The organism is Sorangium sp. So ce836 (genome assembly GCF_028553905.1).
GTDB classification, from domain to species: Bacteria; Myxococcota_A; Polyangia; order Polyangiales; family Polyangiaceae; genus Sorangium; species Sorangium cellulosum_D.
Genome location: NZ_CP102233.1, coordinates 1,615,432 through 1,635,835, shown reverse-complemented (window position 1 = coordinate 1,635,835; position 20,404 = coordinate 1,615,432). Strand labels below are relative to the sequence as shown.

Annotated in this window: 18 protein-coding genes and 1 pseudogene; 16 read left to right on the top strand and 3 right to left on the bottom strand. The window is 71.4% G+C overall.

The window, feature by feature from the left end:
- The first annotated feature begins 83 nt into the window (after positions 1 to 83).
- The 10 genes from NQZ70_RS06120 (at position 84) to NQZ70_RS06075 (ending at position 12,985) form a co-directional block, all read left to right on the top strand.
- Entirely contained in the window at positions 84 to 1,418 is a 1,335-nt protein-coding gene (locus NQZ70_RS06120) for an ABC transporter substrate-binding protein (protein ID WP_129573378.1), read from the top strand.
- Positions 1,419 to 1,489: 71 nt separating this feature from the next.
- On the top strand, positions 1,490 to 2,617 hold the full coding sequence (locus NQZ70_RS06115; protein ID WP_129573377.1) for a substrate-binding domain-containing protein: 1,128 nt from the start codon (positions 1,490 to 1,492) through the stop codon (positions 2,615 to 2,617).
- A gap of 281 nt (positions 2,618 to 2,898) precedes the next feature.
- Positions 2,899 to 5,139, top strand: coding sequence for a HAMP domain-containing protein (locus NQZ70_RS06110; RefSeq protein WP_129573376.1), 2,241 nt, complete (start codon positions 2,899 to 2,901; stop codon positions 5,137 to 5,139).
- 4 nt (positions 5,140 to 5,143) lie between these two features.
- On the top strand, positions 5,144 to 5,554 hold the full coding sequence (locus NQZ70_RS06105) for a response regulator (protein ID WP_129573375.1): 411 nt from the start codon (positions 5,144 to 5,146) through the stop codon (positions 5,552 to 5,554).
- On the top strand, positions 5,551 to 6,126 hold the full coding sequence (locus NQZ70_RS06100) for a YfiR family protein (RefSeq protein WP_129573374.1): 576 nt from the start codon (positions 5,551 to 5,553) through the stop codon (positions 6,124 to 6,126). Before NQZ70_RS06105 ends, NQZ70_RS06100 begins: the two co-directional genes overlap by 4 nt.
- Position 6,127: 1 nt before the next feature.
- Positions 6,128 to 8,557, top strand: a complete 2,430-nt coding sequence (locus NQZ70_RS06095) for a TonB-dependent siderophore receptor (RefSeq protein WP_237245080.1) — start codon at positions 6,128 to 6,130, stop codon at positions 8,555 to 8,557.
- Positions 8,554 to 8,925 (top strand): hypothetical protein, encoded by a 372-nt coding sequence (locus tag NQZ70_RS06090; RefSeq protein ID WP_129573373.1) that lies wholly within the window; start codon positions 8,554 to 8,556, stop codon positions 8,923 to 8,925. Before NQZ70_RS06095 ends, NQZ70_RS06090 begins: the two co-directional genes overlap by 4 nt.
- Positions 8,926 to 9,113: 188 nt before the next feature.
- On the top strand, positions 9,114 to 10,217 hold the full coding sequence (locus NQZ70_RS06085; protein ID WP_129573372.1) for a substrate-binding domain-containing protein: 1,104 nt from the start codon (positions 9,114 to 9,116) through the stop codon (positions 10,215 to 10,217).
- A gap of 229 nt (positions 10,218 to 10,446) precedes the next feature.
- Positions 10,447 to 11,655, top strand: coding sequence for a PAS domain-containing protein (locus NQZ70_RS06080; RefSeq protein WP_129573371.1), 1,209 nt, complete (start codon positions 10,447 to 10,449; stop codon positions 11,653 to 11,655).
- A gap of 160 nt (positions 11,656 to 11,815) precedes the next feature.
- Positions 11,816 to 12,985 carry a hypothetical protein gene (locus NQZ70_RS06075; protein WP_129573370.1) on the top strand — a complete coding sequence of 390 codons (1,170 nt, stop codon included), beginning with the start codon at positions 11,816 to 11,818 and terminating at the stop codon, positions 12,983 to 12,985.
- 28 nt (positions 12,986 to 13,013) lie between these two features.
- On the opposite strand, the gene NQZ70_RS06070 is transcribed toward NQZ70_RS06075, so the two are convergent.
- From NQZ70_RS06070 to NQZ70_RS53265, 3 genes and pseudogenes are all read right to left on the bottom strand, one after another.
- Complete coding sequence (locus NQZ70_RS06070; protein ID WP_237245079.1) at positions 13,014 to 14,360, bottom strand: MBL fold metallo-hydrolase; 1,347 nt, start codon at positions 14,358 to 14,360, stop codon at positions 13,014 to 13,016.
- 179 nt (positions 14,361 to 14,539) lie between these two features.
- Positions 14,540 to 14,797 carry a hypothetical protein gene (locus NQZ70_RS06065; protein ID WP_129573369.1) on the bottom strand — a complete coding sequence of 86 codons (258 nt, stop codon included), beginning with the start codon at positions 14,795 to 14,797 and terminating at the stop codon, positions 14,540 to 14,542.
- Between the two features lie 83 nt (positions 14,798 to 14,880).
- Positions 14,881 to 15,176 (bottom strand): annotated as a pseudogene (locus NQZ70_RS53265) (transglutaminase family protein); the annotation flags it as partial.
- Positions 15,177 to 15,280: 104 nt separating this feature from the next.
- Between NQZ70_RS53265 and NQZ70_RS06060 the strand changes: the two are divergent.
- From NQZ70_RS06060 to NQZ70_RS06035, 6 genes are all read left to right on the top strand, one after another.
- Positions 15,281 to 15,451: a hypothetical protein gene (locus NQZ70_RS06060; RefSeq protein ID WP_207217759.1), complete on the top strand. Its 171-nt coding sequence runs from the start codon at positions 15,281 to 15,283 to the stop codon at positions 15,449 to 15,451.
- Between the two features lie 393 nt (positions 15,452 to 15,844).
- Positions 15,845 to 16,093, top strand: a complete 249-nt coding sequence (locus NQZ70_RS06055) for a hypothetical protein (RefSeq protein WP_129573368.1) — start codon at positions 15,845 to 15,847, stop codon at positions 16,091 to 16,093.
- A gap of 98 nt (positions 16,094 to 16,191) precedes the next feature.
- On the top strand, positions 16,192 to 16,548 hold the full coding sequence (locus tag NQZ70_RS06050; protein ID WP_237245078.1) for a hypothetical protein: 357 nt from the start codon (positions 16,192 to 16,194) through the stop codon (positions 16,546 to 16,548).
- Positions 16,545 to 16,763, top strand: a complete 219-nt coding sequence (locus NQZ70_RS06045) for a hypothetical protein (protein ID WP_129573367.1) — start codon at positions 16,545 to 16,547, stop codon at positions 16,761 to 16,763. The genes NQZ70_RS06050 and NQZ70_RS06045 overlap by 4 nt, the downstream gene beginning before the upstream one ends.
- Positions 16,764 to 17,081: 318 nt before the next feature.
- Positions 17,082 to 18,953, top strand: a complete 1,872-nt coding sequence (locus tag NQZ70_RS06040; RefSeq protein ID WP_129581175.1) for a glycoside hydrolase family 15 protein — start codon at positions 17,082 to 17,084, stop codon at positions 18,951 to 18,953.
- A 321-nt stretch (positions 18,954 to 19,274) separates the two neighbouring features.
- Entirely contained in the window at positions 19,275 to 20,393 is a 1,119-nt protein-coding gene (locus NQZ70_RS06035; RefSeq protein ID WP_237245623.1) for a glucose 1-dehydrogenase, read from the top strand.
- Positions 20,394 to 20,404 lie beyond the last annotated feature (11 nt).

Here is a 20,404-nt window from a genome sequence, read left to right as displayed (position 1 = left end):
ACCCATCTCCTTTGAGATGTGATCGTAAGGTCTGTATGCACCTTGGGATCCATGCCTCTTCGCGGTGCGTCCATCGAGCCGACATGGGTTCCACGCATCTCATACGACGCCTGCGCTGCCTGGAGGCCGGGTTGCTCGTGGGGCTCGCGTCCCTACTCTCGGCGTCCTGCGCGCCGAGCGAGCCCGAGCGCCCCGAGAACGCGGTCGTCATCGGCGCCCTCCTGCCGTTCTCCGGCAGCGAGTCGGCCATCGGCCGCAACCTCGAGCAAGCGATGCTGCTCGCGATCGAGCACCTGAACGCCGCGGGCGGGCTCGACGGGCGGCCGTTCGACCTCCTGAGCCGGGACAGCCACTCGAGCGCGGAGCGCGGGATCCACCAGCTGGCCGCGCTGCTCTACAAGGATCGGGTCGACTACCTGGTGGGGCCCGAAGAGAACGACCTCGCCCACGAGATCTCGCGGGACGTGAAGGAGCTCGACCGGTTTCACATGCTGCCGGGGTATGCCGCCCCCTCCGTCGCGCGCAGCGAGAGGAAGGGGGGCTGGATGCGGCTCGCCCCGACCCCGTTCGACATCGGCTGCGCGCTGGCGAAGGACGCCATTCGCGACGGCATCCGGACCGTGAACACCCTCGCCGCGTGGGACGACTACAACGCCAAGGTCAGCAGCGAGTTCGCGACAAACTTCGTGGGGCTCAGGGGCAGGGTGCTCCCGTCGGTGCCGCTCACCGCGGGCGAGCATACCTACACGGACAAGATCGAGTTCGCCTTCGGTTCGCAGCCCGACCGCACGCTCCTGGCCGCCTTTCCTGCCACCGCCTCGACCATCGTGACCGAATGGACCGTCGCCGGGCGCCCGGGCGACTGGCTCCTCGGCCCCGCGCTGCGCGCCGAGGCGTTCCTCGCCAACATTCCTGCGGGCGTCCTCGATGGGTACTCCGGGGTCTCGCCCTCGCTGAGCCTGCGGAGCGAGTGCCAGATCGTGGACGAAGCGGAGGAGAAGGTCGAGTGCACGACCGGGAACGCCGCCGCCTTCATCGAGCACTTCTCCCGCCGGTGGGGCGGGGAGGTGCCGTTCCCCGCGGCGCACTTCTACTACGACGGCGTCGTCCTCATCGCGATGGGCCTCGTGTACGCGCAGGCGACGAGCGGGAAGATCCCCGACTCCGGAAACGCGCTGCAGAAGATCATCCGCGAGCTCAACAGCCCTGACAACGAGCCGGCCTCGTGGCGGGATCTGAAGACGGCGATGACCAGGCTTCGCGAGGGGGTCCCGCTCCGGTACGTCGGGGCGGCCGCGGAGTACGAGTTCGACGGCTACGGGGCGAACAAGCACCACTTCATGCAGAAGTGGACCATCCGCGACGAGGCCTTCGTCGATCTCGACCCCGTCCCCGTCACCTGCCGCGTCAGGCAGTGATCTCGCGGCGAGCGTGACGTTCGCGCAGCAGTGCGCACGATCGACGAGCCACGGACGAGGAGGAGCAGCTCATGGGGCGGATTGGACGATGGAGTACGACGGTCCTCGGTCTCGCGCTGGCGACGGCGGCGTGCGGGTCCGACCAGCCCCCCGGCGCCGGCGAGCAGATCACGCCCATCCAGCGAGCTCCGATTCCAGACAACGAGTTCACGCCCGTGGAGCTCGAGGACACGGTCGACCGCCTCGTCGCCGAGATCAACGCGAGCGCGCTCCGGACGATGCCGATGGCGGTCGTGCTGAAGAACGCCGCCGGCTTCTGGGCGCCGGTCGTGACGGCCGCGACCCGGGCCATGGCGGAGCTCGGGGTCGTGGGGAGCGTGATCGGGCCGATCGAGCTGTCGGAGGACGGCCCCAAGCCGGAAGAGGTCCAGAACGAGCAAATCGCGCAGGCGGTGGAGGACGGCGTGGAGGGGATCGGCCTCGCGCCCTTCGGCGACCTCCAGACCACCGCCGTCGACGAGGCCGCGGCGAGAGGGGTCCACGTCGTGACGCTCGACAACGACGTGGCGGCCTCGAAGCGCTCGATCTACGTCGGGACCCTCAACGAGTCTGCCGGCGCCACGGCGGCGAAGACCCTGCTCGCGCTGCTGCCCGCGCCCCCGGGGACGGTGATCATCCACGGCAGCATCGACGAGGCCGGGAGCGCCGGCCTGGAGCGAACGCAGGGTGCCCAGGCCGAGCTCGAGGCAGCCGGCTACGAGGTCGTGGTGGGCCAAGCCCACTGGACCCTCTCGGGCGAGACCGAGGACGTCGAGTGGATGACTGCCGAGATCGAGGCGGCGGACCCGCCCGCCGTTGGGCTCATCGGCCTGTTCAACGTCTCGTATCGGTGCGCGATGGCCGCGGAGGCCGCGGGCACGGAGCTCCCCATCGTCGCCTTCGACTTCGATCCGATGACCGTCGAGTACATGCGCCAGGGGCGCATCAGGGCCACGCACATCCAGCGGCAGTACTACCAGGGCTATCTCGTGCCCTACGTCCTCTACGGCATCAAGAACCTCGGCCTCGAGGCGACCAAGCAGATCCTCGCCCCGCAGATGGTCGACGGCACCCGGGTCAACACGGGCCTCGACGTGGTCCCCGGGGACAAGGTCGACGCCTACAACGACTTCCTCATCTCGATCGACGCGAACCAATAGCGGCGCCGCGGCACGCGCCGTGAGCAGCGGGTAGACCAACAGGCGCTATGCGCCGACACTGCCTCCCAGTGTGGGTAAGGAAATTCCTGTTGCAAATATGAAATAAGCTACGTACCGTCGGGAACTGAAGGGCATTCTCTGTGCGCCTGTCCGCGCTCCTCCGGGGGGGGCATCCGACGGCGCCCGGACATGCCTCTGTCTTTCGTGGGGGCGCGGATGACGTACGCTCTTGGATTCGACCGTTCCTTGCATCGGGTACGCGCTGCCGCGCCGGTCGCCTGATGCTCGACGCCGGCGCCGTCTCCACGCCCTCGACGCCCGACCGGCAGCGCGCCGGGCGCGCCAGCGTCCCCCTCGGCATCGGCGTCAAGCTCGCGGCGGCGACCGTGGTCGTCCTCACCAGCGTCACCGTGCTGGTGGCCAATCAGGCCATCGAGAAGACACGGGATGATCTCGTGTCGGCGAAGGCGAACGCCGCCTCGATGATGGCGGATCTGCTCTCGGGGGCCCTGACCGCGCCGCTCGATTTCGGCGACCGCGACGCGGCGCAGGGCGACCTCGACCAGCTCCGGTCGAACCGCGCGCTGATCGGCGCGATCGCGTGGGGCAGCGACGCCGAGCCCGTCGCCAAGGTCGGGGCGCCGCCAGAGGGCCTGTCGGCCTTCATCGCGCGCGGCGCCGAGAACCAGGTCCTCGAGCGCGAGATCCGCGTCGCGCGCTCGGTCGTGCGCGACGACGGGCGGCGCCTCGGGACGCTCGTCCTCGTCCTCTCCCTCGATCCCGAGAACGCCGCGTTCGCCGCGGCGCGCCGCAACATCCTCGAATACGCGGGGCTCGTCGGCGCGGTGACCGCCTTCCTCCTCCTCGGGTTCGCCCGGTGGCAGATCGTGCGCCCGCTCTCGCGGCTCGTCGACGCCGCGCGGCGCCTCGGCGAGGGCGACCGCACCGTCCGCGTGCACGTCCGCACGAACGACGAGCTCGGCCGGCTCGCCGACGTCTTCAACGCGATGAGCTCCGCCATCCTCGAGCGCGAGGGCAAGCTGGAGATGGCCACGGAGAGCCTCCGCGAGCTCTTCGACAACATGCGCGAGGCGATCGTCGCCTTCGGCCCCGACGGCCGGCTGGGCGTCGAGGCCTCGAAGCAGGCCAGACAGCTGTTCGGCGAGCGCGCCGAGGCGGGCCGCCACGTCGCGGAGCTCCTCTACGGCGACGAGCCCCTCTGCGTCGAGAGCCAGGCGCTCCGGCAATGGATCGACGCCGCGTTCGGCGCGGAGCTCGACCTCTTCCCGGACGTCGCCGAGCTCGCCCCGCGCTCGCTCTGGTTCGAGCGCGCGCCGGGCGACCGCAGGTTCTTGCGGCTCGAGTTCTGCCCCGTCGTCTCCGGCCAGAAGGTCGCGCGCATCATGCTGCTCGCGACCGACGAGACCGAGCTCCGGCGCCTCGAGGCGAGCGTCAAGACCAAGGACGAGGAGCACGCGCGCCAGATCGCGGCCATGCGCCGCCTCGTCGCCGGCGGCGGCCAGGTCTTCGTCCGCTTCGTCGAGATCTCGCGCGAGCGCGTGGCCCGGTGCGCCGAGCTCCTGAGCCCCGGCGGGCGGCTCGGCGCCGCGGACCTCGACGAGCTCTTGCAGCAGCTGCACACCCTGAAGGGCGAGGCCCGCTCGTTCGACCTCGAGCGCCTCGCGGACGAGGTCATGACCCTCGAGGACGAGCTCGCCGCGCTCCAGGCGCGCGCGCGCTCGGAGGACGAGCTCTCCGTCGACCTCGGCGCGGCGTCCTATCGCGCGCGGCTCGAGCGCGTCGCGGAGGAGCTCGCGCGCGCGCAGCAGACGTTCGTCGACGCGTCGCCCGTGGGCAGCGCGATCCTCGACCAGATCACGGTCCGCCGCACCGACGTGAGCCGGCTCGGCGAGCTCCTCGCCGGGCAGCGCGGCGAGGCCGCCGAGATCGTCCGCCGCCTCGCGGCCCGCCCGTTCGGCGAGGTGCTCGCGCCGCTCGTCGAGCGCGTCCCCCGCTGGGCCGAGAAGGAGGGCAAGCGCGCCCGCCTCGAGATCGAGGGCCGCGAGGTCCCCGTCCCCGCCGATCTCGCCGGCCTGCTCCCGGGCGTGCTCATCCACCTCGTGCGCAACGCGATCGCCCACGGCATCGAGACCCCGGACGCGCGCGCCCAGGCGGGCAAGCCCGAGCTCGGCGTGATCCGCGCCGTCTGCGACGAGGATCGGCCGCTGCCCACGATCGTCGTCGAGGACGACGGCCGGGGGCTCGACCTCCACGCCCTCGCGGCGCGCGCCGGCGTCGACCCGACCGACCTGCGCCGCGCGCGCGAGCTCCCGTTCGCCCCCGGCGTGAGCACGAAGGGCGACGTGAGCGACCTGGCCGGCCGCGGCGTCGGCCTCTCGGCGGTCCGCGCCGACCTCCTCTCGGTCGGCTGGCTCATCGAGGTGGACGCGTCGCGCCGGACCGGGACGGCGTTCGTGATCCGGCCCCGCGACCGGGCCGTTCCCCCCAGCAACGGAGATTGAACCGATGTCACACGGCGGACGCATCCTGGTGATCGATGACAGCGAGATCGTGCTGATGCGGATCCGCGTCGAGCTGTCGAGCGCCGGCTACGACGTCGTCACGACGACGCAGCTCGTCGGCACCGCCCGCCACCTGCGCGGCTGCGATCTGGTCATCATCGACTTCTTCATGCCGGGCCTCGACGGCGGCGCCGTCCTGCGCTCGCTCAAGGCGGCGGCGCCCGCGGGCGAGCGGCCGCCGCTCTTCTATCTCTACACGACCGACGCCAAGGCCGGGGCCCGGTACGCGGAGCTCGGCTTCGACGGCGTCTTCGGCAGGAAGGGCGATCTGCTCGCCCTCACCCCGCAGGTGGAGGCGGCGCTCCGCATCCGCAAGCTCTCCGGCCTCGTCCGCGCCAAGGAACGCAGGGCGTGACGCTCTGCCGGCGCGCCTTCGTGCTCGGCCTCCTCGCCGCGGCCGCCCTCGCCCCGGGCCACGCGCGGGCCGAGACGGCGACGGCGCCGTTCGCCGTGCAGGCGGAGATCGTCACGCGCATCCTGCCGTACGATCGGGGCTTCTCGGAGCGGGTGAAGGCGCAGGTCTCCTTCCTGCTGCTCACGAGGGCGGGCGACGCGGACTCGGCGAGCGCCGCGCACCAGATGAGGCGGGCGCTCCTCGACATCGGCAAGGTGCGCGACCGGCCGATCCGCGTGGAGTCCATCGAGTACTCGAGCGCGCCCGAGCTCGCCGCGGCGTGCCGCGCGCGCGACATCCACGTCGTCTACATCTCCTCCGGGCTCGCGAAGGACGTCGCCGCCATCCGCGGCGCGCTCGCGGACACGGGCATCTTGAGCTTCGCGGCCGTCGAGCCCTACGTCGCGCAGGGCGCCGTGCTCGGCGTCGACGTCGCGAACGGCAAGCCGCGCATGAGCATCAACCTCGCGCAGGCCCGGGCCCAGCGCATCGACTTCCCGGCCTCCATCCTCAAACTGGCAAGGATCTACTGACGTGCGCTCGCCCCGTTTGGCACTGCTCTGCACAGCGTCGATCGCGTGGTCGACCGCCGCGCCGCGCGAGGCGCGGGCCGAGGACGTCAGCTCCCTCCTCGAGATCCTCGAGGAGAACGTCGTGTCCGGCGCCTCCCGCGCCGCGGAGCGCGCGAGCGACGCGCCCGCCATGTCGTCGGTGATCACCGGCAAGCAGCTCAAGCTCTTCGGCATCCAGCGCCTCGCCGACGCGCTCAACTTCCTCGCCAGCGGCGTCTTCGCGCACTACCGCATGTCGGCCCCCGAGGTCGGCGCGCGCGGGGTCGCGCTGGCCCGGGACGCGAACAGCCACGTGCTGCTCGTGCTCGACGGCATGGTCGTGAACGAGCAGGGCGGCGGGGCCGTCTTCCTGCACGACATCCCGGTCGACGTCATCGACCACATCGAGGTGGTCCTGGGCCCGGGCTCCGTGCTCTACGGCGCGCAGGCCATGCTGGGGGTCATCAACGTCGTCACGAAGAAGGCCGCCGACCACCATGGCCTCCACGCCTCGCTCACGCTCGGGGTGTCGCCGCCGCTCGACGAGTCGGGGAGCATCAGGGCCCCGACGGTCGACAGCCCCGGGGGCGAGAACACGGTGGCGCTGAGCCTCGGGCGCAGCTTCACGCTGCTGGGGCAGCCCGCGGGCGTGGTGGCGGCGGCCGACATGCACACGTTCAAGGGCCCGCACTTCGCCTTCCCGAAGCAGCCCATCCCGGTCGGGCCCGACGGCGCGCCCTCGCTGGATCTCGGCTCGCACGCCGAGCCGGGCACCTGGGGCGGCCCGGTCGAAGAGCAGTGGTTCCGCCGCAAGGCAGGCGCGTACCTGCGCGTCGACGTCGGCGACCTGAGCGCCGCCGCGCAGATGACGCGCTCGGTGTGGGCGGCGCCCCAGATGGATCTCTACGAGAACCGCGTCGGCGCCTACGACGACGCGCACAACGACAACGCGCAGTCGCTCGCCCTGGCCAGCGTGCGCTACCGCGCCCGGCTGAGCGAGCGCCTCGAGGGCGTGGCGCGCGCGTATTTCGGGTACAGCCGCCTCCTGCGCTCGCGCTACGTCATCGGCCACGACGCGCTCGTGCCGCACGTGCCGCTCGGCGTGATCGATCCCGAGCAGTGCCCGCGCGGGCCGTCCGGGCCGTGCCGGAAGGAGTCGCTGTTCCTCTCCCGCTGGGTCGGGCTGGAGCTCCAGGCGGTGGTCGACTGGGCGGGCGACGGCGCCTTCTCGACCATGGCGGGCGTCGACGGGCGCCTCCGCACGTCCGCGTACGAGATCGTCGCGTTCGACGAGCTCTCGGGCAAGAGCTACGGCTCCGACCCCGCGCTCACGCGCTGGCACGGCGGCGGGCACCGCCTCGAGGACGAGGCCGCGCTCGGGGCCTACGTGCAGCAGACGCTGCGCCCCTTCCGGCCCATCGCGCTCAACGCGGGCATCCGGGTCGACCTCGACTCGCGCATCCCGCTCGAATATCTGCCGGCGGCGATCTCGCCGCGCGCCGCGCTGATCGCCGAGCCGGACGATCGCATCTCGCTCAAGCTCATCTATTCGAGCGCGTTCCGCGCGCCCAGCTTCGTCGAGCTCTACATGGTGAGCGGCAGGCTCCTGCCGAACCCGGACGGCCTCAAGCCGGAGAGGGTCTCGTCGGTGGAGGCGGTGTCGTCGTTCCGGACCGGCGCGTATTCGATCACGGCCGGCGGCTTCGCCTCGACCTGGCGGGACGTCATCGAGCTCCAGATCGTGAAGGCCCAGGCGCCCAGCGTCTCGAGCTTCAAGAACGTACCGGGCATCCGGAACTACGGCGCGAACCTGGGATTCGAGGCGAGCTTCCTCGATCGGCGGCTGCGCGTCGGCGCGAACTCCACGTTCGCGGTGACGCGGCGCCGCTTGTCGGCGCAGCAGATCGAGGACAATGCGCCGTTCGGCGTCGGGGACGAGGTCCCCCTCGCCGTCGCGCCGTCGGTGTACGGCAACGCGCACGTCTCGTACGAGATCGGCGCAGGCGCCGTGTCCCTGGCGGCCGCGTACATGGGCCGCCGGATCGCGGATCAGGCGTATGTTGGCGGCCATCCGTCGAACATCGCCCCGCGCCCCGAGGTGTCGCCGCAGCTCGAGCTCCGCGCGGCGCTGACGGGCGCGCTCCCCGGGGTGAAGGGCGCCGGGTACACGCTCGGCGGTCAATACGCGTTCTCGGCCTACGAGCCCTACGTCGTCGGCCCCAACCAGGGGCTGCCGCGCTACCTCGTGGAGCGCGGCCCCACCGCGGATTACGCGCTGACGAACCGGCTCACGATCTTCGCCGGGATCGAGCTTCACCTGGGCGGCGAGGACGCCGCCGGCGGCCCGCCCGCGGCGGCCGGGCCCTCTTCCCGCGCGACGGCCTCGCGCGCGCCGCAGGGAGCTTTGCCGTGAGCTTTGCCGTGAAGAAGAGCGCGCTCCTCCCCTCGTTCCTCGTCGGCTCGTCGGCCGCCGCGTGCCTCCTTTCGTGGGGCTGCATCGAGATCGGCCACCCCGTCGAGGTGGGCTGTTTCGTCGAGGTCGACAACCCGAATTGCGTCGACACGGGCGTGTCCGCGAGCTCCTCGCGCGCGAGCGGGACCACCTCGACCGGCGGCGGTGACGGCGGCGGCGCCGCCGGCGGGGCAGGCGGCCATGGCGGTGGCGGCGGCGCCGGCGGGACAGGCGGCCATGGCGGTGGCGGCGGCGCCGGCGGGACGGGTGGCCATGGCGGAGGCGGCGGCGCCGGCGGGACAGGCGGCCATGGCGGCGACGAACCGTGATGGACACCGAGCGTCCAGATCCACGAGCTGGGGGCGCCGACACCGCCTCTTCGCCCCTCCACCAGCGCGCCGGATCGCCGTCGCTGTCGCCGAAAGGACTCGAAAAGGCGTTGTCAGCCAAACCTATCTCACCCAATCGCAATATCGTTCCTGACTGCTCTCTTGGTTCTTGAGCGTGGAGGGGGTTCATGCGCCATCGAAAGTTCTCCGGTATTCTCCTGGCGGCCGGCCTGCTCGCCTGCAGCGACAGCGAGAGCGCGACGGGTGAGCCGATCACCATCGCCTACATCACGCACAACAAGTGCAACCGGTTCCACGACCTCGGGCGCGAGGGCGCCAGGCAGGCGCGCACGGAGCTCGCGGCCACGAGCGCGCGCCCGATCGAGGTGTTGATCCTGGATCCCGAGTGCCCGGAGCTCGACGAGAACGGCGACCCGGTCGTTTCCGACGACGAGTGCTATTTTTCCCGGCCGCAGATGGCGGTGCTGGAAGAGGTCATCGACAAGAAGGTCGACGCCATCTCCATCGACGTCTTCGACGGGGTCTGCGAGAACGACCTCATCAACCGGGCCGTGGACGCCGGCATCAAGGTCGTCACCTACGGCGGCGACGCGCCGGACAGCAGGCGCCACACCTACTACGGCATGGACAACAAGGCCGCTGCCGCCTTCCTCATGGATGCGCTCGCGACCATCAACGGGAAGACCGGCAAGATCGCCTTCCAGACGATGATGGAGGAGAGCAAGGACGGCGGCTACACCCCCACCGCCGCAGGAACCTTCATCGACCGGACCGCCGGCTTCTCCGAGGCGCTGAAGAAATACCCGGACATGACGAACGCCGCGACCCTCCCCTGCCTCTGCTGCGACTACGAAGACCCCTTCTGCACGCACCAGGCGGAGCAGGCGCTGGAGGACGACCCGGAGATCACGGGCTTCTTCTTCTCCTACAGCAAGCTCCTCGGCGAGCCGGACCTCGCGGCCAACGCCCCGCTGCTCGCCGAGAAGGCGATGGCGAAGGAGATCCACTCGGTCGCGTTCGATACGCTGCCGGAGTACCTGGATCGCATGCGCGCCGGCTACGTGGACGTGCTCCTCGGCCAGAAGCTGTTCGGCTGGGGCTACGACACCGTGATGCTGGCGTACGACCTGGTCACCACCGATCGGCGCGTGGACCCCTTCACAGACGCTGGCTGGTACGTCGTCTGTCCGAACAACCTGGACGAGTTCGAGCGCAATACCCAGGCGATGGACTACCGGACGCCCCTGTCCGACTGCAGCCTGCTCCCCTGAGCCCGGCGGCGCGCAGCGCCGCAGGCGACGTCGTGTGACGCGCGCCACCATCGCGGCTCGCGCCTGCGCGAAAGCGCTGGCGCGCCGCGCCGGGCGCCCTCGACAAGGGGGCGGCGTCGTCGATTCCGCCGCTCGCGCCCGCGGCGATTGGCTATCATGTGTCAAGCTCAGGCCCGCGCTCGCCGCCGCCCGACCTCGAAGGAGCCACCATGAACAAGGCCGTGCCGGGATGAACGAGACCAGGGGCAAGGACCACCAGGAGGCGAGCGGCGGGCGCGCTCAGCGGATGCTCGACGCGACGCCGGCGCTCCTGTGTGTCGTGGACATGAGAGAGCGGCGGCTCACCGCGCACAACGCCGCCCTCGCCCGCGCGCTCGATTGCTCCGACGAGGAGCTCTCGACGCGCGGCCTCGCGGCGCTCTCGGCCCGCGTTCACCCCGACGACCTCGCCGGCCTGGCCGCGCGCGCCGAGCGGCTCTCGTCGGCGCGCGACGGCGAGGTCGTGGACGGCGAGCTGCGGGCGCAGGGCCGCGGGGGGGACGAGCGGCTCTTCGCCGTCCGCGCCGAGGTCTTCACGCGCGGCGAGGACGGCGCCGCGCGCGAGATCTTCCTGTCGGCCGAGGACGTGACCGAGCGGCGGCGCCGCGAGCGGCGCCTGCTCCGGAGCGAGGCGCTGCTGGCGTCGTTTTGCGAGCGGGCGCCGGTCCTGCTCTACGCGAAGGACGGCGACGGCGCCTTTCTCCTGGCGAGCCGCTCGCTCGAGGAGATCGCCGGCGCGGCCCCGGGCGGCATGGTCGGCAAGACCGACAAGGACTTCTTTCCGCCGGAGGTCGCGGCGATTTACAACGATGTCGACGCGCTCGTGCGCAGCAGCGGCACCCCGTTCGAGGCCGAGGATCCCGTGCCGCACGCCGCGGGCGAGAGGACGTATTACACGATCAAGTTCCCGGTCTGGGGCGAGGGCATCCCGGAGGGCTCGATGGCCGGCGTCTCCCTCGACATCACCCGCGTCAAGGAGGCGGAGCGCGAGCGGGAGGCGGCGCGGGACGAGCTCATCGCGGCGCAGCAGGACACGATACGGGAGCTCGTCACGCCGCTCTTGCCGATCGCCGAGGGCGTCCTCGTCATGCCCCTCATCGGCTTCTTCGACAGCGCGCGGGCGGGCCGCATCATCGAGACGCTGCTCCAGGGCGTCGAGCGGCACGCGGCCCGCATCGCGATCATCGACATCACCGGGGTCAAGGCGGTCGACGAGCGCGTCGCCGAGATGCTGGTGCACGCCGCGCGCGCGGCCGGGCTGCTCGGCGCCGAGGTCGTGCTGACCGGCATCCAGCCCGCGATCGCGCGGACGATGATCGAGCTCGACATCGACCTGCGCGGCCTGGTCACGGAGGGCACCTTGCAAGGCGGCATCGCGTACGCCCTGAAGCGCCGGTGACGGGGGCCGGCCGCGCACGGGCGCAGGGCGCGCGCCGGCGGGCCCGCGGGCTCCCGTTCGATCCATCGGTAAAGTTGTGCCAAGAGCGCCGCTCGCCGGCGAGCGTTCGTACGAGCTTCGATGAAGGATGTGGCGCGCCCCCGTGTGGTAACTTCGGCGCATGACGAGCGCGAGCGTGACGCTGCCAGTCCCGGTCGCGGCGCCGCGCCGGGAGGCCGCGGGCGCCCGGATCATCGAGTTCCTGCTCGTGGGCGGCGCGACGCTCGTGCTCTTTCCGCTCGCGTGGCTGCTCCGCCGGGCCGTCGGGCTCGACGCGTCGGAGCTCGCGATCGGCTTCTTGACGTTCCACGCCGCGTCCGTGATCAACGATCCTCACTTCGCGGTCACGTACCTGCTGTTCTACAGGGACGCGAGGCGCCGCGCGTTCGACGGCGCGCTCCCCCCGGCGCAGCGGGCCCGCGCCATCGTCGCGGGGCTCCTCGTCCCGCTCGCGCTGCTCGCGTGGGCGGCCTTCGCGCTCTCGACCGGCTCCGCGCGGGCGATGGGCTTCATGATCCAGCTCATGTTCCTCCTGGTGGGCTGGCACTACGTCAAGCAGGGCTTCGGCGTCCTGACGGTGCTGTCGGCGCGGCGCGGGTTCCGGTTCAGCCCGCTGGAGCGCAGGGTGGTCCTCGCGCACTGCTTCGCGGCCTGGGCCTATGCGTGGGCGAGCCCGGCCGATCCGGGCAGGGAGCTCGAGGAGAAGGGCGTGGTCTACGCCTCGATCGCGCACCCGCCGGCCCTCGAGCCCATCGCCGGCGCCGCCTTCGCGCTGAGCGGGCTCGCGCTGCTCTGGGTGCTCGCGCGGCGGTGGCGAGCGGACCGGCGGCCACCGCCGCTCTCGCCGCTCGCGGGGTTCCTCATCACGGTGTGGCTCTGGACGGTGTACTCGAGCCTCGACCGGCTCATGATGTACGTGATTCCGGCGCTGCACTCCGTCCAGTATCTGTATTTCGTCTGGCTCCTGAAGCGGAACGAGGCGCGCGACGCCGAGGGCCCGCCGCTGTTCGGGAGGCCGACCGGCCTGCGCCTCGGCCTCCTGGCCGCCTCCGCCGTCGGCCTCGGGTGGGTCGTGCTCCGCGGCGCGCCCGCGCTCCTCGACGGCGCGCTGGTGCTGAGCGCGAGCGGCGACGAGGCGATGGCCGGGCTGGGCCCGACACCCTACCTCGCGGCCGTCTACGTGTTCGTGAACATCCACCACTACTTCATGGATAACGTGATCTGGCGCCGGGAGAACCCCGAGACACGGTATCTGCTGCGCCTGGACGAAGGGGCCGGCGCGAGCGGCTGAGCGGCCAGCCCGCGCCCCCGCGCCCGCGTCACGGCCTCCGCTTCACCACCGCCCCCACCGCGCGCGCGGCGAGCCAGACGACGGACGCCGCGGCGCCGAGCGCGCTCGCCGCCGCCAGGGAAGCCCGCATCAGCGCCGGATTGACCTTCTCCGGCCGGTGATCGGGCAGGTACGGGCGGGCGGCGCGCGGCAGCACCCACGCCTCGCTCCCGGGCCCCTCGCCGCCGATCGCGCGCACCGCGCGGGCGAGGCGGCCGCGGGGCCGCGCGCGGCTCTGCACCCACGGGATGAAGCGGGCGAGCGGGACGTGGCCAGGCGCCTGCCGCTCCATCCAGGCGACCGTGCGGTTGAGCTCGCCCGCCGTCGCGGGCGCGCAGCCGTCGCCGTCGAGGCGATGCCACTCGCCGTGGCTGGGCAAGAGCCACGCGAACCGGAGATGGCCCGCCTGCGCCAGGGCGGCCAGGCGGCGCACGGAGCCGGTCTGGCGCTCCCAGTCGTGCCAGCACTGGAGCCGGAACGCCATGATCTGGCCGAGGCGCCGCGAGTAGGCGAGGTGGTCGCCGGTGAACAGGAAGCGGCCGCGGTACAGCAGGCACATCGACCCCGCGGTGTGGCCGGGCTGCGAGAGCACGGCGAGCTCGGCGCCGGCGAGCGCGGCGTCGGCGAGCGGCGCGCCCTCGAGGGTCATGGGCTCGGGGCGGTCGGGGAGCTGGATCTCCACGTCGGTGGTGACCGCCGTGTACTCGCCGCCGCGCGCGCTCACGTCCGCGAAGCCGAGGATGCGGCGACATCCGGGGAAGCGGGCCGCGAACTCGGCGTGATGCGCGGTGTTGTCGCCGTGGGTGAGGAAGATCCACCGCACGCCGCCGCGCTCCTCGAGGAAGCGGAAGATGGCCTCGCTCGGCTTCGGCAGATCGACGAGCACGTTCCCGCCAGGGCGCTCGATGAAGTAGGCCGTGGCCCCGACGGTTTCCCTCGCGGGCTCGCCGAGCGCCCAGACGTCGTCCTCGATGCGGCGCGGCCAGGTGCTGAACGGAGCGCCGAGCTCGCCGGCGCGAGGGCGCGCGGCGGGCGGCTTGAGGCGCAAGGCGTGGACCGGGCAGGAGGCCACGGCCGTGCGCGCCGCCTCGAAGTCGGCCCGGCTCCGCGGCTGGCGCAGGACGCCCGTGAACGCCCCCTCCTCGTACGTGCCCTCCAGCACCGCGGGGCCGCGGCGCTTCACGTCGCCGTCCATGGCCTCCCAGTGCGCAGGCGCCACCTCGCCCAGGAGCTCTGGCGCGAAGTTCCTGCAGACACCTGCGCCGCAGCAAGCTCGCGTGACGTGCAGTCGTCCCCAATCTTCCCCATCGATGCCGTCGGTAGGCGTGTTGTTCATGGGCGCGCAGACTACCACGCTGCCCCCGAGCCGCCATGGGCGCTCAGCGGTCCGAGCCGGTGAGTAATCATACCGAAGCAGGCTGAGCGCCGCCGCTCCGCCGCTGACCTCTCCGGTCGTCCAGGTTGTACACACCCGTGGTCCGCGCGAGCAGCTTTACGACGTTGCGGCGGCTCCCGTCATCCGCCGCTCACTCCCGCTCCGGTGACCCGGGTCCTCTCCGGCGCCGGCGAGGCCGCCGCGCCGGCCTGCGCGCGTCCGGTGTACCCCCAGCCAAAGACAGGGTCGATGACCCGCTCGTTCACGAGCTCGACCAGCCATCGGGCGTCGCCAGCCGGCGGCCCTGGGAAGAGCCGCGCGCACGCCGCGCTCTCGGCCCCCAGCGCCGCGCGCGCCGCCCGGAGGCGCCGCTCGCCGCGCGCCCCCGGAGCCTGCATGCGTCCCCCGGACGAGCAGGACGTCCCGCCGAACGGGCGCTCCAGATGCACGATCGAGAGAGCGGGCTCGCGGCCTCATCCGTTCATGCGCGGGAGGTCTTCAACCTCTTCTGGCCGCAGGTGGAGGTGATCGCCACGTCCGCCGCGTCGCGCCCGCGGGCGATCGGCGCGCGCCCCATACGAGGCACGTTGTTGCGCGCGTCGAACGTACGCCACCGCCCACCGAGATAGGCCTCCAGCCAGACCGAGGAGCTCATGGCCCCGTGGGGGAGGACGCGCGCCGAGGTCGCCGAGGTATCCAGCGCACGACCGGGCCCGATTCGCCCCCGAAGGTGATGTGCCGATGAACGAAATCACAGAGGGCCCGCACGCGAGCCCACGGACTCGCCCATCGCGGGCTCGCCTCACGAACGGAATCGAATCGAGTGGCGCAGGGACATACGCGCGCGAGAAGCGCGGTTCCGGACTCGTCGCATCGTGACCGTGAGCCGACCGCGCGCCGGCCCGCCCTCGATGTACAGACGAGCCACGGAGCTCCTTGCTGTCCTGATCGCCCACTCCACCCGCGTGTTCGCCTGGCTGGGCATCGTCCGGATGCCCCACAAGCGCCAGGTCGCCCGGCTGGACACCGGGACCGCGGGCGCCGAGGGGTGAGCGCCCCTCCTCGGAAGAGACATTTCGCACCACGCCCGAGCAGCCACGACGCGAAAAAGCGTCGCCTCGGCGAAATCGGCGCATGCTGCGCCGATATGCGTGGTGCCCTGGCGCATCTTTCTGCTATACATTGGCGTACACGCAGTGAAGTTGTCGGCGATGCCGTCTGGCCCATCGACCAGGCTCGGCAAATACGGCCGTCATGCGACGTTCGAGGCAACTTTCGCACAGCCGTGGGATGCACGCGCGTCTCGTGCCTTCCACCGTCGGAGGAACGTCGAGATGACTCACACGTGCACGCCGGGCATCATCGCCGCGCCGAGCAGTGCGACGCAGTGCGACAGCCTTGCCTCGGCCACGAGCTCGCGCGCTGTGCGCGGGGAGGTACAGACCGTGAAACCGTGGTTGTCGCGGGTCGTGGACGGAGTGGAACAAAGGCTCTGCTGGCGCTTCCAGGTGCACGGGAGGAGCGATGTCACGTACGAGCCGGCGAGCGGCCAGCACGGCCCCTTCGATCGCGACAGGCAGCGGCACCTCAAGGCGGGTGAGACGTTCCAGCGGCTCGACCGCTCGGGCTCTCCCCGGAAGTACGGCGGGCTCGTCTGGCAGCCGAAGCGCTCGATCGCCGGCTCAGGCCGGTGAGCGCCGGCTCCACGGGAGCTCGGCCGCCAGGCCGTCACGGAGAGACACGTCACCCGGTCCGCACGCAAGGGCCGCCCACGGAGCTGTTCATCACCGCCATGTCCATCCCCCAGAAGCCAGTCGCCTCCGCCCTGCTGCTCGCCACCGCGGCCCCCCTCAACTTCCGCGCCACGTCGCGCGACCGGAGCGGCTCGACGCTCGGGGTGCTGCTCGACGCGTCCGGCGCTCAGCAGCACCTCGTGATCGAAGAGGGCGGCCCGGAGGGGACCTGGATGCTGTCGAGCGCGCTGCCCCCCGGCCACGCCTCCTTTCTTCTGTACGAGAGCGCCGCCAACGTGCTGCGCGGCGGAAACTTGAGTGAGGGCGGGACCATTTCGTACCAGGGAGCGCTGTACAGGATCGAGACGTCGCTCGACGGCAATACCCGTACAGCGAAGGTGAGCGGCAGCGTGTGATCGGCCGCCGGTCGATCACGCTCACCAGCCGGATCGATCCGCAGCCGCTCGCGCGGCGCCATCGCCGTTCTCCGGGTCGGAGCGGCAAGCGCAGCGACGACCGTCGAACAACCCCCCGGACGACGACTGGGCTCGACGGCAAGCCGTTCGTCCTCAGGCCGTTCGACGAGCACACCGGCGCGTGGTTCTGGTGGGGTCAGCCGTACTGGAACTGACAGGCCCTGCTCGGCGACGATCAGGCCGTCACCGGCCCCGACGCGTACCGCGCCGCGTACCGCACGTTCGCCGAGGCGAAGATCCGAGATCCGGAGAGCCTCTCCCGCGACATGCTCCGAGCGCGCCTCGTCGAGGAGCTCTCCGAGCTCGGCGCAGCCTACCCCGCCCCTCGAGCTCCCGGCGGATCGCCAATCTGGAGATGAGCGAGCGAACGCGCCGGAGCACGGCGCTGCGGACGCGGATCGGATCAGGCAGCCTGGGCGGCGAACGATCGGCGCCAGGATTGCGATCCAGGCATGAACCTACATATTGCGGCGATGCCAGCTCCGCTCGAACACTACGGTCTCATCGGTGACACGACCACGGTCGGTCTGGTCTCATGTAACGGCTCGCTCGACTGGCTCTGCCTGCCGCGCATCGACTCGGACGCGTGTTTCGCGAGGCTGCTCGGCCGCGACGATCACGGCTACTGGACCATCCGGCCAGCCACGGCGATACGGAGCTTGGAGCGGCGCTATCGGCGGGACACGCTGGTCCTCGAGACCGAGTTCGCCTGTGAGGGCGGCCGCGCGCGCCTGATCGACTTCATGCCCCCAGGCGTCGCCGCGCACGAGGCCACCCGGCTCGTCGACGGAGCCTACGGCGTCGTCGCGCACGACGTCATCCGGATCGTCGAAGGGATCGAGGGCGAAGTCCCGATGCACTCCGATCTGATGGCGCGGTTCGGCTACGGCCGCATGATCCCGTGGATCCAGTGTGACGGAGGCCGAGCGACGCTCACGTCTGGCCCCGCCGCGCTCGCGTTCAGCAGCCCAGCGCCGCTCGACCCCGACTGGAACGCGGCCCGATTGGAGACGAACTTCGTCGTCCGCGCGGGTCAGCGCCTGCCGTTCACCCTCACGTTCTACCCGTCGCATGAGCGCGCGCCGGCCCACCCCGTCGACGCCGAGCAGGAGCTCGCGCGGACCGAGCGTCACTGGCGAGCGTGGGCGGGCCGCTGCCGCTACCAAGGCCGCTGGCGTGATGCCGTCGTGCGGTCGCTCCTCACGCTGAAGGCGCTCACCTATGCGCCCACGGGTGGGATCGTGGCGGCGCCGACCACGTCCTTGCCGGAGGACCTCGGCGGCGTTCGCAACTGGGACTATCGCTACTGTTGGTTGCGCGACTCCACGCTCACGCTCGACGCCCTGATGCGCGGCGGGTACCTCGAGGAAGCTCAGGCTTGGCGCGACTGGCTCATGCGCGCGGTCGCCGGTGCTCCTGCGCAGCTGCAGATCATGTACGGCGTGGCCGGGGAGCATCGGCTCACCGAGGTCGAGCTGCCGTGGCTCCCGGGATACGAGGAGTCGAGGCCGGTGCGGATCGGCAACGGCGCATACGATCAGTTTCAACTCGACGTCTACGGCGAGGTGCTCAACACGCTCTACGACGCCCACGCCCAGGGCCTGCCGGATCTGCCGCACACCTGGGACCCTATCGTGGAGATCGTGGACTTCGTCGAGAGGTCCTGGCAGCGACCGGACGAGGGCATCTGGGAGATACGCGGGGGGAAGCAGCTGCACTTCACGCACTCGAAGCTGATGACCTGGGTGGCGGTGGATCGCGCCGTACGCATGATCGAGGAGTTCGGCGTAGGCGGACAGCATCGACTCGCGAAGCGGCTCCTGCGCTGGCGCGCGTTGCGCGAGGAGATCCGCGGCGACCTGCTCGCGCGCGGATTCAACACGCGCGTCGGCGCCTTCACTCAATCGTACGGCTCGGAAGCCCTCGACGCGAGCGTGCTCCTGATCCCGCACATGGGCTTCCTCGCCGCCGATGATCCCCGCATGCTGTCCACCGTCGCGGCGATCGAGAAGGGCCTCACCCGGGATGGCCTCGTCCTGCGCTACGCGACCGAGACGGGGGTGGACGGTCTGCCGGGGCACGAGGGGACCTTCCTCATCTGCAGCTTCTGGCTCGCCGACAACTACGCGATGGTCGGTCGCCTCGACGAGGCGGAGGCGCTCCTCGATCGCTTGGTCTCCCTCCGCAATGATGTCGGCCTGCTCGCCGAGGAGTACAGCCCCGAGCTGCACCGCCAGCTCGGCAATTTTCCACAGGCGTTCTCTCACGTCGGGGTCGTCAACACCGCACACATCATCGACGCGAGGAGGGCCGGGAAGGAGGTGTCCTTGCCATCCGCGGCGTAGTCTCTGATTCGGCATGTGCGGGAAGCAGCAGGGGCATCGCGACATCGCCGACGCCACGCTCCGATGATGCCTTCTCCCCGATGTGCCCGATGTGCCCGATGTGATCGACGAGGGCCTCGCAGCGTACGGTCGCAGACGACCGTCGGGTAAGCGGCCGGTCGAGCCCCGTCAAATCCGGTCAAATGCGGTGCTCGCCGCGGGCTTGCCGCCTCCGGACGAACGCCCCATGGGACCCATCGCCGTGCCCTCCCTGGCACGCACGACGGCGAGCGGGCAGGTGCTCGCAGGAAGAGGGGACGCGTGAAGTCGGTCGCTGCCTTGATGGCCGAGAGGGTGGTGTGTCTCGTGGAAGAGGAAGACCGACCGGATGCTCGGCCGCTGGCGTACGGGCACGCGCTGCTCCGCACCCTCGCAGTCGGAGTGTGCGGAACCGACCGAGAGATTGCCGCGTTCACGTACGGGTCCGCCCCGGCAGGGACGGACCGGCTCGTGCTGGGACACGAGGCTCTCGCCGAGGTCGTGCAGACGGGTGACGGCGTGGTTCGCCTTCATCCCGGAGATCTCGTGGTGCCGACCGTGCGTCGGCCCTGTACCAGAGTCGAGTGCCCGGCCTGCCGCGTCGGGCACCAGGACTTCTGCGCGACGGGCGAGTTCATCGAGCGCGGCATCTGCGGAGCGGACGGCTTCATGACCGAGCTCTTCGTCGAGGAGGAGCGCTACCTCGTCCCCGTCCCTCCGGCGGTCGGCGAGCTCGGCGTCCTCGTCGAGCCGCTGAGCGTCGTGGCCAAAGCGTTCGCCCAGCTCGACGCCACCCTGACGCGCCTGCCATGGGACGACGACGGGGCGCGGGGCCTGGTCCTCGGCGCCGGACCGATCGGCGTGCTCGCGGCGATGGCGCTGGTCGCGAACGGCGTTCGGGCGGTCGTGTATTCGAGGGAGCCGAAGGACGGCGATCGGGCGCTCTTGGTGCGCAGCGTCGGCGCCGACTACGTATCGAGCGAGTCCACCGACGTCCCGGGGCTGGTGAGGCGCCTCGGGCGGTTCGACGTGATCATCGAAGCGGTCGGCGTGCCGGAGTTCGCGTTCAAGACCCTCCCCGCGCTGGCGGCGAACGGCGCGTTCATCCTCACCGGCATCCCTGCGCCGGGGCCCGCGATCGGCTTCGACGCATCCGGTCTGATGCGCGATTTCGTCCTCCAGAACCAGCTGATGTTCGGGACCGTGAACGCCGGCCGCAAGTCCTACGAGGCAGCCGTCCGGATGCTCGAGCAGTTCCTGATCCTGTTTCCCGCCCCCGCGCGCCGAGTGATCGCGCGGCGGATCGCGCTCGACGAGGCGCCGGCCTCGCTGCGAGCCGCGGGGGGCGGAGCGAAGACGGTGATTCACATCGCAGAGGCCGGAAGGGCGACGCGCGACGAAGGGCTTCGGGCTGCTGGGTAGGCCGTGGCGCC

What these genes read in the sequence shown, in the direction of transcription:
- NQZ70_RS06110 (WP_129573376.1), top strand. Translation starts at nt 2,899, where the DNA reads ATGCTCGACGCCGGCGCCGTCTCCACGCCCTCGACGCCCGACCGGCAG.
- NQZ70_RS06070 (WP_237245079.1), bottom strand. Translation starts at nt 14,360, where the DNA reads ATGAACAACACGCCTACCGACGGCATCGATGGGGAAGATTGGGGACGA.
- NQZ70_RS06120 (WP_129573378.1), top strand. Translation starts at nt 84, where the DNA reads ATGGGTTCCACGCATCTCATACGACGCCTGCGCTGCCTGGAGGCCGGG.
- NQZ70_RS06085 (WP_129573372.1), top strand. Translation starts at nt 9,114, where the DNA reads ATGCGCCATCGAAAGTTCTCCGGTATTCTCCTGGCGGCCGGCCTGCTC.
- NQZ70_RS06075 (WP_129573370.1), top strand. Translation starts at nt 11,816, where the DNA reads ATGACGAGCGCGAGCGTGACGCTGCCAGTCCCGGTCGCGGCGCCGCGC.
- NQZ70_RS06115 (WP_129573377.1), top strand. Translation starts at nt 1,490, where the DNA reads ATGGGGCGGATTGGACGATGGAGTACGACGGTCCTCGGTCTCGCGCTG.
- NQZ70_RS06040 (WP_129581175.1), top strand. Translation starts at nt 17,082, where the DNA reads ATGCCAGCTCCGCTCGAACACTACGGTCTCATCGGTGACACGACCACG.
- NQZ70_RS06065 (WP_129573369.1), bottom strand. Translation starts at nt 14,797, where the DNA reads ATGCAGGCTCCGGGGGCGCGCGGCGAGCGGCGCCTCCGGGCGGCGCGC.
- NQZ70_RS06105 (WP_129573375.1), top strand. Translation starts at nt 5,144, where the DNA reads ATGTCACACGGCGGACGCATCCTGGTGATCGATGACAGCGAGATCGTG.
- NQZ70_RS06035 (WP_237245623.1), top strand. Translation starts at nt 19,275, where the DNA reads ATGGCCGAGAGGGTGGTGTGTCTCGTGGAAGAGGAAGACCGACCGGAT.
- NQZ70_RS06050 (WP_237245078.1), top strand. Translation starts at nt 16,192, where the DNA reads ATGTCCATCCCCCAGAAGCCAGTCGCCTCCGCCCTGCTGCTCGCCACC.
- NQZ70_RS06080 (WP_129573371.1), top strand. Translation starts at nt 10,447, where the DNA reads ATGAACGAGACCAGGGGCAAGGACCACCAGGAGGCGAGCGGCGGGCGC.